The 17,240-nt window shown below is 70.6% G+C and carries 16 protein-coding genes; 9 read left to right on the top strand and 7 right to left on the bottom strand.

Annotation, left to right across the window (positions count from 1 at the left end):
- Window positions 1–541: glycosyltransferase family 2 protein (locus HYV93_24650; GenBank protein ID MBI2529164.1), on the bottom strand; the 541-nt coding region annotated here is incomplete at its 3' end.
- A 305-nt stretch (window positions 542–846) separates the two neighbouring features.
- On the opposite strand from HYV93_24650, the gene HYV93_24645 reads away from it, so the two are divergent.
- From HYV93_24645 to HYV93_24620, 6 genes are all read left to right on the top strand, one after another.
- A complete protein-coding gene (locus HYV93_24645) occupies window positions 847–2,061 on the top strand; it encodes a DegT/DnrJ/EryC1/StrS family aminotransferase (GenBank protein MBI2529163.1) in 1,215 nt (404 codons plus the stop codon).
- Between the two features lie 19 nt (window positions 2,062–2,080).
- Complete coding sequence (locus HYV93_24640) at window positions 2,081–3,013, top strand: NAD(P)-dependent oxidoreductase (GenBank protein MBI2529162.1); 933 nt, start codon at window positions 2,081–2,083, stop codon at window positions 3,011–3,013.
- A complete protein-coding gene (locus tag HYV93_24635; GenBank protein MBI2529161.1) occupies window positions 3,006–4,481 on the top strand; it encodes a cobalamin B12-binding domain-containing protein in 1,476 nt (491 codons plus the stop codon). Before HYV93_24640 ends, HYV93_24635 begins: the two co-directional genes overlap by 8 nt.
- Before the next feature lie 25 nt (window positions 4,482–4,506).
- Entirely contained in the window at window positions 4,507–4,767 is a 261-nt protein-coding gene (locus tag HYV93_24630) for a type II toxin-antitoxin system prevent-host-death family antitoxin (GenBank protein ID MBI2529160.1), read from the top strand.
- A 90-nt stretch (window positions 4,768–4,857) separates the two neighbouring features.
- Window positions 4,858–5,865 (top strand): kinase, encoded by a 1,008-nt coding sequence (locus tag HYV93_24625; GenBank protein MBI2529159.1) that lies wholly within the window; start codon window positions 4,858–4,860, stop codon window positions 5,863–5,865.
- A 6-nt stretch (window positions 5,866–5,871) separates the two neighbouring features.
- Window positions 5,872–6,855 carry a GDP-mannose 4,6-dehydratase gene (locus HYV93_24620; protein ID MBI2529158.1) on the top strand — a complete coding sequence of 328 codons (984 nt, stop codon included), beginning with the start codon at window positions 5,872–5,874 and terminating at the stop codon, window positions 6,853–6,855.
- A 45-nt stretch (window positions 6,856–6,900) separates the two neighbouring features.
- Here the strand turns inward: HYV93_24620 and HYV93_24615 are convergent, their stop codons facing one another.
- Window positions 6,901–8,490, bottom strand: coding sequence for a hypothetical protein (locus HYV93_24615; GenBank protein MBI2529157.1), 1,590 nt, complete (start codon window positions 8,488–8,490; stop codon window positions 6,901–6,903).
- Complete coding sequence (locus HYV93_24610; GenBank protein MBI2529156.1) at window positions 8,469–10,460, bottom strand: tetratricopeptide repeat protein; 1,992 nt, start codon at window positions 10,458–10,460, stop codon at window positions 8,469–8,471. Before HYV93_24610 ends, HYV93_24615 begins: the two co-directional genes overlap by 22 nt.
- Before the next feature lie 93 nt (window positions 10,461–10,553).
- On the opposite strand from HYV93_24610, the gene HYV93_24605 reads away from it, so the two are divergent.
- A complete protein-coding gene (locus HYV93_24605) occupies window positions 10,554–10,931 on the top strand; it encodes a response regulator (protein MBI2529155.1) in 378 nt (125 codons plus the stop codon).
- 7 nt (window positions 10,932–10,938) lie between these two features.
- A complete protein-coding gene (locus HYV93_24600) occupies window positions 10,939–11,433 on the top strand; it encodes a hypothetical protein (GenBank protein MBI2529154.1) in 495 nt (164 codons plus the stop codon).
- On the opposite strand, the gene HYV93_24595 is transcribed toward HYV93_24600, so the two are convergent.
- Window positions 11,373–13,208: an adenylate/guanylate cyclase domain-containing protein gene (locus HYV93_24595; protein ID MBI2529153.1), complete on the bottom strand. Its 1,836-nt coding sequence runs from the start codon at window positions 13,206–13,208 to the stop codon at window positions 11,373–11,375. The two genes, HYV93_24600 and HYV93_24595, sit on opposite strands and share 61 nt — an antisense overlap.
- A gap of 147 nt (window positions 13,209–13,355) precedes the next feature.
- On the opposite strand from HYV93_24595, the gene HYV93_24590 reads away from it, so the two are divergent.
- Window positions 13,356–13,742: a hypothetical protein gene (locus HYV93_24590; protein ID MBI2529152.1), complete on the top strand. Its 387-nt coding sequence runs from the start codon at window positions 13,356–13,358 to the stop codon at window positions 13,740–13,742.
- On the opposite strand, the gene HYV93_24585 is transcribed toward HYV93_24590, so the two are convergent.
- The 3 genes from HYV93_24585 to HYV93_24575 are packed head-to-tail and all read right to left on the bottom strand — an operon-like array spanning window position 13,739 to window position 16,976.
- A complete protein-coding gene (locus tag HYV93_24585; protein ID MBI2529151.1) occupies window positions 13,739–15,631 on the bottom strand; it encodes a hypothetical protein in 1,893 nt (630 codons plus the stop codon). The genes HYV93_24590 and HYV93_24585 overlap by 4 nt on opposite strands.
- An 11-nt stretch (window positions 15,632–15,642) precedes the next feature.
- A complete protein-coding gene (locus HYV93_24580) occupies window positions 15,643–16,326 on the bottom strand; it encodes a prepilin-type N-terminal cleavage/methylation domain-containing protein (GenBank protein MBI2529150.1) in 684 nt (227 codons plus the stop codon).
- Window positions 16,323–16,976, bottom strand: a complete 654-nt coding sequence (locus HYV93_24575) for a hypothetical protein (GenBank protein ID MBI2529149.1) — start codon at window positions 16,974–16,976, stop codon at window positions 16,323–16,325. Before HYV93_24575 ends, HYV93_24580 begins: the two co-directional genes overlap by 4 nt.
- Window positions 16,977–17,240 lie beyond the last annotated feature (264 nt).

Below are 17,240 nucleotides of genomic sequence, written 5' to 3'. Positions count from 1 at the left end.
CGATCACGGTCCCGAGGAGCTTCTCCGGGGCATAGCCCTCGTCCCGGTGAAGCTCCAGCTCCCAGAAGAGCCTGGTGCGGTAGGCGCGGAACATCACGAAGGCGTCGGTGTAGCGGCCGCCGTGCAGGAGGTTGATCAGCCTCGTGAAGCCCCAGTTGCCGAGCGCCGTCAGGACATCGTCGTCCTGGCTTCGCGCGGCGCCGAGGTAGCGCGAGGCGATGACCATGTCCTGTCCCCCGGCGACGGCGCGGATCAGCTCGGGGACCGCCGAGGGCAGGGAGTTGCCGTCGGGGCTGAAGGTGACGACGATCTCGCCGCGCACGTGCGGGAAGGCCTCCACGTACGCGTTCCGGATGCCCCGGCGTTGCTGGACGATCAGGTCGTAGCCGTGCTCCCGGACGTACTCCTGGGTGCCGTCCGTGGAGCCGCCGTCCACGACCAGGATCTGATCGCACCAGCCCGGCTCGATCTTCGGCATGATCTGGCGCATCCCCTCGATCTCGTTCCAGGTGGGCACGAGCAGCGTCGCCGACGGTCTCATTCCTGCAGGGTCCCCCGCACATCGAGGCTCGGGGGGTGTCCCGGGCGCCGTCCGGCTCGCGCCTCCCGAGCCGGGGAGGCCAGGGGGTGCGCAGGCGTCACTGCGCGAGATGCGCTCGAAAAGTCTGGCAAATTGCGCACCGCACGTATCGTACAATACCGGGGCGATGCCAGGTACGAAAAGTCGCTGAGCGGCCGGGCGCATGGAACCCGGCTTGCACCACTCAGGCCTCGTGGATCCGGCGACGCAGGCCCGGCTCTGCTGCTCGCTCCGGCGCATCTGCCGCTTCAGGGGACCCCTCTGAGATGGCGCTGCGCTACCGGCTGGCGGACGACACCATCGACCGCCACGACCTCCGGCAGCTCATCGAGTGGCTCGAGACGGACCCGTGGCTCACCATGGGGCCGCTCACGGAGGAGTTCGAGGCGCGCTGGACGCGCTGGCTCGGCGTGCCGCACGCGGCCTTCGTCAACTCGGGCTCCTCGGCCAATCTCCTCATGTACTACGCCGCCCTCTGCTCGGGCCGGCTGCGCAACCGTCGGGTGGTGGTGCCGGCCGTCTCGTGGGCGACGACGGTGGCGCCGGCGCTCCAGCTCGGCTTCGAGCCGATCATGTGCGAGGCGGACCGCGAGACGTTCGGGCTCGACGCGGCGCACCTGGACGCGCTCTGCCGCGAGCACGACCCCGCGGCGGTGATCCTCGTCCACGTCCTCGGCGTGCCGGTGGCCCTGGAGCCGGTCCTGCGCCTCAGGGAGCGGCATGGCTTCCTCCTGATGGAGGACGCCTGCGCCGCCACGGGCTCCCGCTACGACGGGCGCCTCGTGGGCACCTTCGGCGACATGAGCGCGTTCTCGTTCTACTTCGGGCATCACCTCTCCACGATCGAGGGCGGCATGGTCTGCACCGCGGACGAGGCCCTCCACGACATCCTGCTGCAGATCCGCAGCCACGGCTGGCCCAAGAACCTCGCCCCGGAGAAGGAGGCCCTGCAGGCGCGCGAGCACGGGGTCCTCGAGTTCAACCGGCGCTTCACCTTCTACTACCCCGGCTTCAACGTCCGCTCCACGGACCTGAACGCGCGCATCGGGCTCAGCCAGCTGGCCCGGGCGGACCGGGTCGTCGCCCGCCGCATCGAGAATCACGCGGCCTACGTGGCGCGCTTCGCCGCGGCGCCGGGCTTCACGTGCCAGCGGAACCCGCGGGCGACCATCTGCAGCATCTCCTTCGTGGCGCTGGCCGCCTCGCTCGAGCACCGGGACCGGGTGGGACGGGCGCTCGGGGCCCACGGCATCGAGACGCGCCCGCTGGGCGGCGGGAACATGTCGCGCCAGCCCTTCTGGGTGGAGCGCTACGGGGCCCAGTCCTTCCCGGTGGCCGACCTGATCCACGAGCGGAGCTTCATGCTGCCGAACCACCCGGGGCTCAGCGTCGACGACATCCACCGCATCGCGGACGTCGTCCTGTCGGTGCCCCCGGAGCCCTCACCGGGATCAGGTCTTGCAATTCAACACTTGTCGTAATGCAAGACCTGACCCCAGCATGAGGATCCTGGTCACCGGCGGCGGAGGGTACATCGGGGCGGTGCTGGTGCCGCACCTGCTCCGCGAGGGGCACACGGTCACCGTCATCGACAGCTTCATGTACGGCCAGGCCTCGCTGCTCGACTGCTGCCACGAGCCGGCACTCGCCATCGTCCGGGGCGACGCCAGGGACCGGGACCTCGTGGCCGCGCAGCTGCGGGAGGCCGAGGTCATTCTCCCGCTGGCCTGTCTCACGGGGGCGCCCGCCTGCGACCGGGATCCGGTGGGCGCGCGGACGGTGAACCTGGATGCCGTCCTGATGCTCCTCGAGCTCAAGCGCCCCGAGCAGCGGCTGATCTTCCCCAACACCAACAGCGGCTATGGCGTGGGGGAGAAGGACGTCTTCTGCACCGAGGAGACGCCGCTGCGGCCGGTGTCGCTCTATGGCCGGCTCAAGGTCGAGGCCGAGCGGGCGGTGCTGGCGGCGCCCAGCACGGTTGCCCTGCGGCTGGCCACCGTGTTCGGGGTGAGCCCACGCATGCGGATGGATCTCCTGGTGAACGACTTCGCCTACCGTGCCGTCACCGACGGGTTCGTGGTCCTCTTCGAGGGAGACTTCAAGCGCAACTTCCTCCACGTCCGGGACGTGGCCCGCGCCGTCAGCCACTGCCTCGGCCACTGGGAGCAGATGCGCGGACGGGTCTACAACCTGGGGCTCAGCGAGGCGAACCTCTCCAAGCGGGAACTGTGCGAGGCCATCCAGAAGCAGGTGCCGCGCTTTCACTGGGCCGAGGCCGCCGTGGGCCGGGACCCCGACCAGCGCAACTACATCGTGAGCAACGCCAGGATCGAGGCCACGGGCTTCCGGGCGGAGGTGTCGCTGGACGCGGGCATCGCCGAGCTGATCAAGGGCTACCAGGTCGTGCGCCGCCAGGGCTATGGCAATGTCTGAGCGCGGGCGTCTCGACCTGGCGCTGGTCCAGCCCGGCAGCCGGATGGAGGTTTATCAGCGACTGGGCTCGACGCTGACGGCCATCGAGCCGCCTGTCTGGGCGGGCCTCATGGCAACCTTCGCCCGCGCCCGCGGCTACTCGGTGGAGATCGTGGATGCCGAGGCCGAGGACCTGGCCCCCGCCGAGGTGGCGGAAAGGCTCGCCACCCTCGCGCCCCGGCTTGCCACCGTCGTGGTCTTCGGCCACCAGCCCTCGGCCTCCACCCAGACCATGCCGGCGGCCGGCGCCATCTGCACCGCGCTCAGGGCGCGCGCGCCCGGGATCCCGACGCTCCTCGTGGGCGGCCACGTGTCGGCGTTGCCCGAGCGCACGCTCAGGGAGGAGGCCTGCGACTTCGTCTGCCAGGGCGAGGGGCCGCACACGATCGTGGGGCTGCTGGAGGCGCTGCGCGCCGGCGGGAACGGCTATGACCAGGTCCCCGGGCTCTGGTATCGGGAGGGCGAGGCGATCCACTCCACGCCCCCGGCCCCGCTCCTGGACAACCTGGACCGGGACCTGCCGCAGATGGCCTGGGACCTCCTGCCGGTGCCGAAGTACCGGGCCCACAACTGGCACTGCTTCGGCTTCCTCGACCGCCGCCGGCCCTACGCCTCGATCTACACGAGCCTCGGCTGCCCCTACAGGTGCAGCTTCTGCTGCATCAACTCGCCCTTCGGCAAGCCCGGCTACCGCTACCGCAGCGCCGAGAGCGTCATCGCGGAGATCGACCTGCTGGTCCAGAAGCACGGCGTGCGGAACATCAAGATCCTGGACGAGATGTTCGTGCTCAACTACCGGCACGTGGAGAGCGTCTGCGACCGCATCATCGAGCGGGGGCACGATCTCAACATCTGGGCCTATGCCCGGGTGGACACCGTCAAGGAGTCCATCCTCGACCGGCTCAGGCGCGCGGGGATCAGCTGGCTGGCGCTGGGGATCGAGTCCGGCAGCCAGCACGTCCGCGATGGGGCGCAGAAGACGTTCGGCCGCGCCGACATCGCCGCGACGGTGCGCGCCATCCAGGCCGCCGGGATCAACGTCATCGGCAACTACATCTTCGGGCTGCCCGACGACGACCACGAGACGATGCAGGCCACGCTGGACCTGGCCTGCGAGCTCCAGTGCGAGTTCGCCAACTTCTACTCGGCCATGGCCTATCCGGGCTCGCGGCTCTACGATATGGCGCTCGCGGAAGGGTGGCCGCTGCCCGGGACCTGGAGCGGCTACTCGCAGCACGCGGTGGACACCCTCCCGCTGCCGACCCGGTTCCTCTCGGCCGCCGAGGTCCTGCGCTTCCGGGACCGCGCCTTCGAGATCTACTTCACCCGGCCCGAGTACCTGCAGATGGTGGAGCGGAAGTTCGGCCCGGAGACGGCCGCACACGTGCGCGAGATGGCCAGCCACCGCCTCGACCGCAGGCATGCTTAGACCCCATGCGGCACGAGGAGCCCGAATGAAAGTCGCCAGCGCCGTGGAGTTGAAGAACAAGACGAACGAGCTGCTTCGCCAGGTCATGAAGGGGGAGGCGGTGATCATCACGTACCGCGGGAAGCCGGCGGCGTCGATCACGGCACTTTCGGAAGACGATCTCGAGGATTTCGTGCTCGAGCACAGCCCGAAGATCCGAAAGCTCATCGCTGAGGCTGAGGCGGACCGGAAGGCCGGTCGGCTTGTCCCGCTCGCGGCCTATGAAGGCAAGAAACCGGATCGGTGAGGCAATTCACCTCAAAGGATTTCGCTACACGTTCTGTAGCCATCGAGCCTCCAAGGGACTCGGTGGTAGATGGGTGAGGAGGGAGGCGCGATGATCATCAGCCGGACGCCGTTCCGGGTCTCGTTCTTCGGCGGGGGCACCGACTACCCGGTCTGGTTCCGCGAGCACGGCGGGGCGGTGCTGGCCACGACCATCAACAAGTACTGCTACATCTCCTGCCGCTACCTGCCGCCCTTCTTCAGCCACAGGAGCCGCGTGGTCTGGTCGCAGATCGAGCTGGTCCAGGCGCGCGAGGAGATCCAGCACCCCGTGGTGCGGGAGGCGCTGGGCGTCCTCGGCGTCACGGAGGGCATCGAGCTGCACCACCAGGGCGACCTGCCGGCGCGCACGGGCCTCGGCTCGAGCTCGGCCTTCACGGTGGGGGTGCTCAACGCCCTCTACGGGCTGCGGGGCATCATGCCGGCCAAGGAGCAGCTGGCCCGCGAGGCCATCCTCATCGAGCAGGAGCGGCTGAAGGAGCACGTGGGCTGCCAGGACCAGGTCATCGCCGCCTACGGCGGCTTCAACCGCATCGACTTCTGGGGTGACTCCGGCTTCCGCCCTTCGCCCATCATGATCCCCTGGGAGCGGCTCAACGAGCTCCAGGACCGGCTGATGCTGTTCTTCACCGGGCTCTCGCGCACCGCCTCCGACATCGCCGCCACGCAGGTGAGCGCCTCCCCGCACAAGGCGCGCGAGCTGCGCGTGATGCACCAGATGGTGGACGAGGCCATCAACATCCTGAAGAGCCCGCAGGGCCTCGACGACTTCGGCAGGCTCCTCGACGAGAGCTGGCAGCTCAAGCGGAGCCTCACCGACCGGATCTCCACGCCCTTCATCGACGACCTCTACGCGCGGGCCCGGCGGGCCGGCTGTACCGGCGGCAAGCTCATCGGCGCCGGCGGCGGCGGGTTCCTCCTGCTCTTCACCCCGCCCGAGGCGCAGGCCGCGGTCGCGGCGGCGCTCCCGGGGCTCCTCCGGGTGCCCTTCCGATTCGAGTCCGTGGGCAGCCACGTGATCTTCTACGAGCGGCCGGACTTGCCGGCCGGCCGGACGTAGGGCGGCATGGCGCGGCGGGCGGGGCGGTCGTTCCAGCGGGTGCTCATCACCGGCATCGGCGGCTCCGGCGGCTCCTACCTCGCCGAGCACATCGTCGACAGCCACCCGGAGGTCGAGGTCCACGGGCTGCTCAGGTGGCACAGCACCACGCGGAACAACCTCGCCCGGATCATCGAGCGAGTCACCGTGCACGAGGCGGACCTCCGGGACTTCGGCTCCACCCTCGTCGTGCTCCGCGAGGTGAAGCCCGACGCGGTCTTCCACCTGGCTGCCCACGCCAACGTGCGGGCGTCCTTCGTCACGCCGGCTGCTGTGCTCGCCGACAACATCCTGGGAACGGATCACCTCCTCGAGGCCGTGCGCCTCCTGGGGCTCGACCCGACGATCCAGCTCTGCAGCACCTCCGAGGTCTACGGGGTGGTGGATCCCTCGCGCGTGCCCATCGACGAGGAGACACCCATGCGCCCGGCGAGCCCCTATGCCGTGTCCAAGGCGGCGCAGGACATGCTCGGCTGGAGCTACTTCAGGAGTTACGGCATGCGCATCATCCGCACGCGCATGTTCACCTACCTGAACCCGCGGCGCGCGGACCTCTTCGCCACCTCCTTCGCGCGCCAGGTGGTGCGCATCGAGCGGGGGCACCAGGCGGAGCTCCGGCACGGCAATCTGGACTCCGTCCGCACCATGCTCGACGTGCGGGATGCCATGCGCGCGTACTGGGAGGCGCTCTGCCACTGCGAGCCGGGCGAGGCCTACAACATCGGTGGCACGACCACCATGACGGTGGGGGAGGTCCTGGACCGGCTCGTGGCGCTGGCCAGGGTGCCGATCCCGACGCGGCTCGACGAGCGCCTGCTGCGGCCGGCGGATGTGACGCTGCAGATCCCGAACGTAGACAAGTTCGTCAAGGCCACGGGCTGGCAGCCGCGCCACAGCTTCGAGGAGAGCCTGGCGCAGCTGCTCGAGCACTCGCGGGCCGAGGTTGTTTAGGGGTCAGGTCTTGCATTCCGACATCGGCAGGGGTGTGGGGCGGGGCTACGTGTCGGATTGCAAGACCTGACCCCGGCAGGAGGAGAGGGCGTCGGGGGGCGCCGCGCCGCGGGCGGCGAGGCGGCGGAGGCCCGCGCAGGCTTCGGGCAGTCCCGGCGCGAGCCTGAGCGCCTCGGCGAAGCGCGCGGCGGCGCCGCGGTCGCTCCCGACCCGCTCGTAGAGCTGGCCGATGATGGCATGGTAGGGCGCCTGGTGGAGTGAGAGGCGGAGCGTCTCCTCGTAATGGGCGGCCGCGGCGGCGATGCGTCCCTCGGCGGCGTGGGCCCGGGCGAGATTGGCGTGGGCGGCCCGGCTCTCCGGGTTGACGGCGACGGCGTGGCTCCACAGGGTCTCCGAGTCGTGCCACACCTGCGCCTGCTGCCAGGTCAGCGCGGCGAGCGCGGCGATCCACACGGCCAGCACCCCGCGGAGGACGCGCGCCCCCGCCCACGGGCGCGCTGCAGCGCCGCCGATGAGGAGCGCCCAGCCCAGACACGCCAGATAACTGTAGCGGTCGGCGACGACCTGCGGGCCTCCCTGTACGAGGCGGAGCACGGGGAGCAGCATGACCACGTAGAGGCCCCAGGCCGCCGTGAAGGCAGGCCACCGCCGCCACGTGGTGGCCGCCACGACGGTGCCCCCGATGACGATGCCGAAGTGCAGCCAGGTGACGCCCTCGGGGACCTGGTAGAGCGGTGACAGGTCGAAGGGCAGAAGGGTCTTGAGCAGGTAGAACGCCAGCCCGTAGACACCGATCAACGCGCGGAGCGCGACGGGGAACTGCCTGAGAGACGGCGTACTGCCGAGCGGCGCCAGGGCCTGGAAGGCGATGAGCGCGGCCGCTGCAGCCAGCGCCAGGAACGGCAGCTTCTCGATCCACACGCCCCGGCGGAGCCAGCCGCGGGCGCCGCCCAGTCGGCGGAGCGGATAGACGTCGAGCACGAGGAGGACGATGGGGAGCGTCAGCGTGCTGGCCTTCGCCAGGAGCGCTCCGCCGAAGAGCGCCACCGCCCCCCAGTACCAGCCGGCTCGCCGCCTGTCCTGGTTCCCGACAGCCCTCAGGTAGGCGATGGCGGCGGACAGGACGAGCAGGCCCGACAGCACGTCCCGGCGCTCGGTCACCCACGCCACCGACTCGCCGCGGAGCGGATGTACGGCGAAGAGGAGCGCTGCCGCCGCGGCGCCGACCCGCAGATCCATCTCGCCGGTCGTCGCGGGCAGGGCGAAGCGGAGCAAGCGGAGCGACAGGAAACAAAAGAGGAGCGAGGCCCCCGCGTGGAGGAGGAGATTCGTGAGGTGATAGCCGCGGGCGTCCATGCCCCACAGCACGTAGTCGAGGCCGAGGGTGAGCCAGGTGAGCGGCGTCCAGTGCCCCATGTGATACGCGGTGAGCATCCACCGGAGTTGCCCCGGTCCCAGTCCCCGGTAGTGGGCGTTGCGCAGGAAGTTGTCGTCGTCATCCCAGTTGACGAAGCCTCCGTCCAGCACCGGGAGGAAGGCGGCCACGGTGACGAGCACCACCAGGGCGGGGATCCACCACCGGGTGGACCGGACGGGGCCGGGAGTGCGGGAGATCACCCGCGCGTCGGGGGGCACTGTCCAAGCTCGGGGGGCGCCACGCCGAGGGTCCGGGCGGCGCGCCGACCGTTCCGGCACGCCTCGGCGTGGCCCGGCTCCACGCGCAGGGCCTGGAGGAAGGCCTCCAGCGCCCTGCCCAGGCGGCGGCGGAGCGCGTAGGTAACGCCCAGGTTGTTCCAGGCCTGCGCGTGTCGCGGCAGGAGGGCGACGGCGGCGCGGTACTGCTCGCCCGCCTCTTCCAGCGCGCCGCGCTGCTGGAGCCTCCACGCGAGGGCAAAGGCGAGCCGGCCGCGGGCCTCCGGCAACGCGGCCGGGACCTCGGCGACGGCGGCGCGCAGCTCCCAGATCGCGGGGCGCGGGCCAGTCACGAGCGGCAGGGCGGCGGCGAAGGCGCGCTCGGCCTCGTTGGTGGCACCCTGGGCGAAGAGCGCCAGACCGAGCCGTAGCGCCGCCACCGCCTGCTCGGGATCGAGGGTCAGCGCCTCGCGGAAGCGGCGCGCGGCCGCCCCGTGATCGCCCGCGCGCTGCTCGACGACGCCGATCTCGGTCACGAGCCGCGCCCGGAGCGGCCGGAGGTCGGCGGGAACGCGCGCCAGCGAGCGGCTCCAGTGCTCGCGCGCCTCCCCGAGCCGCCCCTTCTCGAGGAGCGCCCAGCCAAGATAGAAGATAGGGATGTCGCTGTCGGGGTCCACCGCGGCGGCGTGGCGCCAGAGTGTCACCGAGTCCTGCCACACCGTGACCTGGCGCATCGTGAGGGCGATGAGTCCGAGCAGCAGAAGAGCGGCGGCGGCTGCCACCGCGCGGGCCAGCGCCGGAGAGAGGGCCCCGGCGCGGCCTGACTGCCAGCACCACGTCACGCCCGCGCCCAGCAGGAGGGCCAGGGGAAGGCTCGCCAGGTAGGTGTAGCGATCGGCTGCGAGCTGTGGGCCGCTGTGGAAGAGGCCGAGGACGGGCAGAAGCAGCGCCACGTAGGAGACCCACGCGACCGATCCCGCGGGCCAGAGGCGGCGCGCGCGGACGACGGCAGCCGTGAGGAGCATGACCGCGCCCGCCGGAACCAGGTAGGGCGCGCTCCAGGGCAGCACCGGATGGAACAGCGTGTAGATCGGCGAGAGCGGCCACGGCACGAGGGACTTCCAGAGGTAGAAGGCCAGCCCGTGCCCCGCCAGTGCCAGCCGCTGGCCGAGATCGAGACCCTCCCGTGAGACCAGGAGGCGCTCGTTCACCAGGACGCCGAGAGTGACCGCGCTGATCCCGGCGGCGAGAGCGAGGAAGGGGAGCTTCTCCACCGCGAGAGCCGCGAGGCGTCGCGCCGGGGCCCCGGGCAGCGCGGCGGCGCGTCGGAGCGGGAAGAGATCCAGCGCCAGCAGCACCACCGGCAGCCCCACCGCGATGGACTTCGAGAGCAGGGCCAGCGCGAAGCAGCCGACGGCCGCCCAGTACCAGCCGCGGTGGAGCCTTCCTCCTGCCCCCTTCCGCCACGCCCGGAGGTAGGCGGAGACCGTGAGGAGCACCAGGAGCCCGACCACCACGTCGCGCCGCTCGGTGACCCAGGCCACGGACTCGACGCGCAACGGGTGGAGCGAGAAGAACAGCGCCGCGACCACTGCCCCCCAGCTCACCGCCGCCGGGGGCGCGGCGAAGCCGGTGGCGAGAAGCCGCCGCGCCAGCAGGTAGAAGAGCGTCGCGTTCAGCGCGTGCAGGACGAGGGAGGTGAGGTGATACCCGCGCGGGTCCATCCCCCACAGCGCGTGGTCCAGGCCCAGCGTGAGCCACGTCACGGGGACGTACAGGCCCGAGTGGGTCGCCGTGAACATCCAGCGGATCTGCGTCCAGCCGAGCCCGCGGTAATGCCGGTTGAAGAGGAAGTTCTCGTCGTCGTCCCAGTTGACGAACTCCCCCTGGAGCGACGGGAGGAAGGTCAGGACCGTCAGCGCCGCTACCAGCCCAGCCGGCAGCCAGCGGGCCCAGGCGAGCCGCGCCCTCATGTTCCCATATTACTTTTGTTGACCGTCTCCCGGGCCGGCGTTAGGATGCGAGGAACCTGACGGGCGGGCGGCTCGGCCCGGCGAGGAGCGGTCATGAGCGCGGGGAAAGTGCTGGTCGTGGACGACGAGCTGGAGGTCCGGCAGGTGCTCGAGGAGTTCCTCGCGACCAAGGGGTACGAGGTGTACTCGGCGGAGAGCGGGCCCGAGGCGCTCAATGCGCTCGACACCTTCAAGCCGGACGTCGTGCTCCTCGACGTGTCCATGCCGGAGATGGACGGAGTGGAGACGCTCAAGCGGCTCGTCGCGCTCAGCCCGAGGCTGCCGGTGATCATGGTCACTGCCAACGCCGATGTCGGCGTCACCTCCAAGCTCCTCGCGCTCGGCGCCGCCGACTACATCCCGAAGCCCTTCGATCTCGAGTACCTCGACCAGGCGGTGACCATCCAGGTCTCCGCATCCCGGGACTCCTAGCCCCTCGGTGCTCCGTCTCCCCTGTTTCGTTCTCCTCGCCGGGCTTGCCATGGCCGGCTGTCTCGGCGGCCTCGGGAGCCAGGTCCAGCGCGCCACCGACGGCCCGACGGCCGAAGAGATCTACATGGTCCGGTTCGCCCGGGGCTACGGGCGGCTGCCGACCTTCGACGAGTCGGAGAAGTTCCGCCGCGAGCTGGACGATCGGGTGGCCGACTACCTGAACCGGCACCCCGAGCTGGGCACCTCCCCGCGCGCCAGCCAGTTCCGCTTCCACCGGCGCGTCGCGGTGGGCATGACGAAGGACGAGGTCACGCTGCTGGCGGGGCCGCCCGACGGCACCACCCGGGACGAGCCTGTCATGAAGGCTGCGGCCAAGGAGTTCTGGCCCGCCATCCAGCCCCGCGCGCAGGAGATGTGGATCTACCCTGGGGGCTGGGGGCTCTACTTCGACGGCGACCGGCTCGCGGACGTCACGGTGGCCGGCAAGCCCCCGCTCGAGTAGCCGGAAGGCTCGCGCTCCCCCAGCACCGTGTAGATCCTCACGGCCACCTCCTTGCCCTTCACCGTGACCTCCCCGAGGTAGCGCGTGTCGAAGAGGTCCTTCACCTCGCGGTAGGTCGCCTCGCTGATGATGATGGGCACGTCGAAGTCCTTGGTCACGCCCTCGAGCCGCGAGCCCAGGTTGATGGTGTCGCCGATGGCCGTGTACTCCAGCCGCTGCTTGGAGCCCAGCGTGCCGACCACCGCCTCGCCGGTGTTGATGCCGACGCCGCAGCGGAGACTGCCGCCGTGCCTGGCGGTGAAGGCCTCGGCGAGCGGGCCCAGGCGCCGCTGGAACTCGAGCCCCGTGCGCACGGCCTGGGCGGCGTGGTCCGGGGCCTCGAAGGGCACGTTGTAGAGCGCCATGATGGCGTCGCCGATGTACTTGTCCACGGTGCCGCCATACAGGAACACGGCGTCGGTCATGACGGTCAGGTACTCGCGGAGGAAGGTCACCACCTCCTCAGGCGGCAGCCGCTCGGAGAGCGCGGTGAAGCCGCGGATGTCGGAGAAGAGCACGGTCACGAGCCGCCGGGCCGAGCCCAGCGCGTCGTCTCCGTCCTGGGACCTCACGATCTCGCGCACCACGGCCGGCGAGAAGAAGCGCGACAGGCGGCGCTTCTCGCGCTGCTCCCGGACGAAGTTGCGCGCCTCGGTGCCGAGGTAGCCCAGCGCCAGCGCCAGCGGCACCGGGACCACGTCCGCCCAGTAGCGCTCGAGCACGAAGGCCCCGTGGCAGGTGGCCAGGTAGCCGGCGAGCGTGCCGCCCACGACGGCCGCTGCCGCCAGCGGGCGCATCGTTCCCGCCGCCCACACCGCCAGCGCCCCGGCCAGCACCGCCACGGTGCCGGCGATCCCGGGGAGCGCGCGGCGGATGGGGATCCCCTCGAGCAGCGTCTCGAGCATGTTGGCGTGGATCTCCACGCCGGACATGTTGCCCGCGGTGGCGAACGGCGTGGGGAAGACGTCGTGCTGGATGATCGAGGTGGCGCCGACGAGCACGATCTTGCCGGCAAAGGCCTCGGGGGAAACCTCGCCGGCGACGACCCGGTGATACGGGATGGTGGGGAAGGTCCGCGGGGCGCCGCGGAAGTTGATGAGCACCGGACTCCGGCGGGGCAGTCGCCTCGAGCCGATCCCGGCCTGCTCGGCCAGGCGGAAGAGCAGGAGGTCGAAGCTCTCGAGCTGCCGGTCCTGGAAGGGGCGCGTGAGCGAGCCCCGGCGCACGAAGGCGTCGGCGTCGCTATCGAAGTTCACGAAGCCGAATCCCGCGCCATCGCGGATCGGGCGGATTGGCGGGTTCAGGTCCTCCTTCACGAAGCCCGTTTCCTGGACGGTGGTGAGCGCCGCCCCGAGCACCACGTTGCCGGCCCGCGCGATGGCTTGCGCCAGCGCCGCGTCGTCCTCGGGACCCCGTGAAGAGGGCTCCGCGAACACGATGTCGAGCCCCACCGCGGCGGGGCGTGCCGCGCTCAGCCGATCCAGGAGCTGGCCGTGCAGCGCGCGCGGCCACGGCCAGGCCAGGTTCAATTCGTCGAAGGAATCCTCGTCGATGCTGACGATCACGATGGGCGAGGCGGGCGGGCGGGCTCCACGGAGGGCGAAGTGGCCGTCGAGGGCCTTCAGCTCGGCGACCTCGAAGAAGCCGGAGGGATCCACCCAGGAGGCGAGCGCCACGCCGAGCCCGACGAGGGCACCGGCCAGCAGGAGTCGCGCGGACGGACCGAGGAATCTCACCTGCGCCAGCCTAGCACGCCGCCGAGAGGCAGCCCAGGGGGCACTCGGCCCCGCGACCCTCGGGGCCGGAGCTCGGCGAACTTGGCTCCCGGGGCCCAGGGGCGGTACAGTGGGCGCACGCGGAAGCCTCGCGTTGGGAGAGAGCCCATGAGACTTCGGACCTTCGTCCGGTGGGTGGTCGGACTGCTAGTCCTGGCCTGGCTGGGGTATTCGGCGGTCACCGCGTCATCGAGCTACTTCGCGACGCAGAGCATGGTGGACCAGGTGCTGCAGGAGGCGGCCTCCCGGGTGAAGGCCGGTGCCGCCTCGGGGAGCCAGCCACAGCTTGACGATCTCGTGGCCGACGTCCGGACCGACGTCGTGCTCCGGGCCCGCCGCTACGGCCTTCTCCTCGACGAACGAAGCGTCAACGTCCTGCCCGCCGCCGGGGGCTTGACCGTCAGGCTCAAGTGGTCGCACCCCGCCATCGCCTATCGTGGAGACCCGATCCTGGTCATCCCGATGTCCCTCGAGCGCTCTCTGCCCACCCCCTAGCTACACGTTGGGTTCCGGCACTCGATCCAGCTGTAGAAGCTGCTGAAGGCCTGGCTGGCGCCCGTGGGCAGCCCGGGCGGGACCAGGCTCGAGTTCGTCCGCAGCCGCGTCTCGTAGCTGAGCGTCATCTGGTAGTGGGTGATCTTGCGAGTGGCGCCCGCGCAGCCGCCCGACCCGGCCCCGCAGTCCTGGAAGGCGGGGATCGAGGTGTCGGGGAGGATGTTGCCGTCGCTGTCCCGGGTGATGAACCGCCAGCAGCCGTCCACCGAACCGCAGCTCGTGTCGCTCCTGTAGAAGACGGCCGGCCGGCAGCCGGTGGTCCCGGCGGGGCAGGTCCCGTTGGCGTTGGTCGGGTTCGCGAAGTCGCGGAACACCGCGATCTGGCGGTTGGCCAGCATCGTGCCGTTCAGCGTCACCGCGTTCTCCGGCGTCTTGGAATTGCCCAGGTTGTCGTAGAAGACGTAGTTGAAGTCGCGGCCGGCCAGCATGACCCCGGAGCCCTCATAGAAGGTCCCGAACTCCGGGTCGCCGAACCAGACGTCGCGCTGGGCCACGAGCGCGATCAGGTCGGCCGTGAGCGGGTTGGTGTCGGTGTTGCCCCCCTGATAGATCATGTTGTCGGACAGGATCAGGTCCCGCGTGGCGACCATGGTGGCCCGGGCGTTGATGGCGAAGCCGTAGGAGTCGTAGGCGCTGAAGCGCACGTTGCCGTCGGCCACGAAGATCGGCGGCTGGCTGGAGATGTTGAAGTCGACCCGCCGCTGCGCCCCCCGCTGGCCGGTCTTGCCCGAGATGAGCTCCCCTCCCGGCCTGACCCCGTCGAAGTAGTAGTCGTCTCCGGGGGTGCTCACGGCCTCCACGAGGCGGTCGGTGGGGTTCTTCTTGAGCCCCAGGGGCTGGAGCGTGCAGTAGAGCGCGCAGCTGCCCGTGGGAGAGCCGCCGCAGCCGCAGCCGGAGGGCGAGCGGAGGCTCCCGTCCCCGTTGGTGCCGAGAGTGCTGAAGATCGCGGCCAGGTTGTAGACCGGGCTTCCCCGGTAGGTTCCGGTCATGCTGCCCCCGGACATGGGGTCGCTCCCGGCGACGCCGACGGCCGTCTTCAGCGCCGACACGTAACCGGGGACATCGGGGATGGGCATGTCGGGCTGGAGCCCCGTCTTGAGCGCCTCGTTCTGTGGGAAGGCGGCATCCCCCTGGGGGTTGTTCACGATGAAGCTCGTCCCCACGGGCTGGGAGATCGTGGGCCGGCTATCGGTGCAGTCGGAGAGGACGGTCAGGCAGGTCACCTTCACGTCCGGGGTGGCAGACCCCGGGGTCCCCAGGAAGACGTTTCCCCGGATGAAGAGGTCCCCGTTCACGAGGTCCGCGCCGCCGGGTCCGGATCCCGGAACGCCCCCCGTCCCCCTGAGGATCAGGTCGCCGTTGTTGGCCACGGCCGCGTACTGGAAGGTGGGGTCCAGGAAGCCCAGCGTCACGCGGAGCACGCGCTCCGTGTCGCCGGCCGTGGGGGGAGAGATGGCGGCGGTCATGTACTTCTCCCCGCCGGTGGGCCCGTCGCTGGAGACCACGGTCCTCGCGTACGCGGCACCTCCGACGGTGACCGTGTCGGAGGTCAGCGTGACCGTGGTGCCCGCGGGCGCCCCCGTGATCGACGCGATCAGCGCGACGCGCCGGAGCGGATCGTTGATCTCGACGATCTTGTAGCTGAGCGCGGCCTCGGCCTGATAGAGCGCCTGGGTCGAGGCGGTGTCCTGGATGACCAGCGCCCCCTCGATGCGGGCTAGGTCGAACAGTGCCAGCCCGAGGAAGGTCAGGATCGTCACGAGGACGAGCCCGGCGAGGAAGACGCTGCCCCGCTCGTTCCCGAACGTGAGATGCCAGGATCGTCGCATGACCGGTCTCCTCAGTTCCGCCGCGTCAGGCTGACGCTGAACGCCATGCCGTCGACGCCGTCGGTGATGAAGAACGCGATGTCGGCGTTGGTGTCGGCGGGAGTCACGGGCGCCGGCGGGCCCACGGAGAGGGCCAGACAGTACTCGCCCGCCGCGATGGCCTCGCCTCCCGGGACTGCCTCCACGCCCGTCGTGTACCGCGTGTTCCGCGGGCAGCGCGTGTCCGCGGGCGTCGTCTGCTGGATGAGCGTGATCCCGGTCTGTCCTGTCTGGCGAAGGAGGCTCGCCTGGGGACCGGCGAGGAGGTTCCGACACAGGCCGGTGGCGCCTCCGGAGGGGGTGAAGCGCTCGCAGAGGACCCCCGCCTCGGCACCGTTCAGCCCGTTTCCGGCGTAGTAGCAGTAGGCGCCGGCTTCCGGGTTCGGGGCGCTGAGCGTGATCTCCACGACGCGGCCCGTGGTGCCGCCAGGCGCCGCCGGCGTGCAGCTCCGGGCGATCGCCGAGGCCCCCCGCACCCGGCGGGCGATGGCGTCCACGGCGAGGGTGCCCTGGCGCTGGAGATAAGCGTGGGAGCTGGACTGGTTGAAGGCGGAGGTGGTGGCCAGGTACAGGGAGAACACCCCTAGCAGGACAACCACCCCGATGACGGAGGCCAGCGTCAACTCGATGAGCGAGAAGCCGCGCTGGTTGTTCATAGCCGACCGTACGGGGTGATCCATGCCTGGAGCACCACTGGGTCATCGGCCTGGCTCTGCTGGGTGGGCCGCACGATGACCGTGATGCGCTTGACGTTCGTCGTGACGCAGCTGCCTCCGAGCGTCGTGCACGAGGCGGAGGTCGAGGTGTCGACGTAGGGATCGCAGGGCAGCCCCGTCAGGGCGTTTCCAGCGAAGGCTGGCAGCGAGAAGTCCGTCTCGCTGACGAACTGCACGCAGGTCAGCCGGATGAAGTTCCGATCGGAGGGCGCCGGGGCGTTGGTCGCGGTGACGGTGGTCCACGTCGGCTCGTTGTAGACCTGGACGTAGGTGGGCGTGGCCGGGCACGGCTGCTGGGGCAGGGGCACCACGACCCCGTTGAGGGAGAACGTCTGGCCCGCGGTCCCGGGCCCCCCCGCGCCACTGGCGGGGAACGGAGGGACGGGAACGCACTGGAAGGGCATCGCCTTCAGCTGCTCGATCTTCTGCTGGGCCAGGCTCAGCCCCACCCGGTTGTCCCCCTTGGCGACGACCCAGGTATTCCCGAAGCTGAACATGAGGGCGATGCCGACCAGGGCGATGCCGACCACGAAGGCCGTCACGATGATCTCGAGCAGGGCGAACCCCGCCTGACCGCGCGTCAGGGCCATCGCCTGACTGCCCCTGGGGCCTCGAAATGAGGGGGCTCCTCCAGGAATTGGAGCATCCCGAGGCAGGGCCCGATCCGCATGGCAAGTCCAGGTAACACTGGCCCGAAGGCCCCCAAGCACTCCCTGCACTCCGCCTTTCCCTCCGGCGCCTCTGCACCGCCCCGAGATCGGGGGTCGGTCGACGTGTTCCGCGCCTTGATTATCACCCGCATGACCCGCGGGCAAGCCCTGTCTGCCTCCGCCCCCGGGCGGGGCGGCATCCGA

It is taken from the genome of Candidatus Rokuibacteriota bacterium, assembly GCA_016188005.1.
In the GTDB taxonomy this organism is placed as follows: Bacteria; Methylomirabilota; Methylomirabilia; order Rokubacteriales; family CSP1-6; genus UBA12499.
The sequence above is the reverse complement of the archived record's forward strand: the minus strand, read 5'-3'. Positions and strand labels throughout refer to the sequence as shown.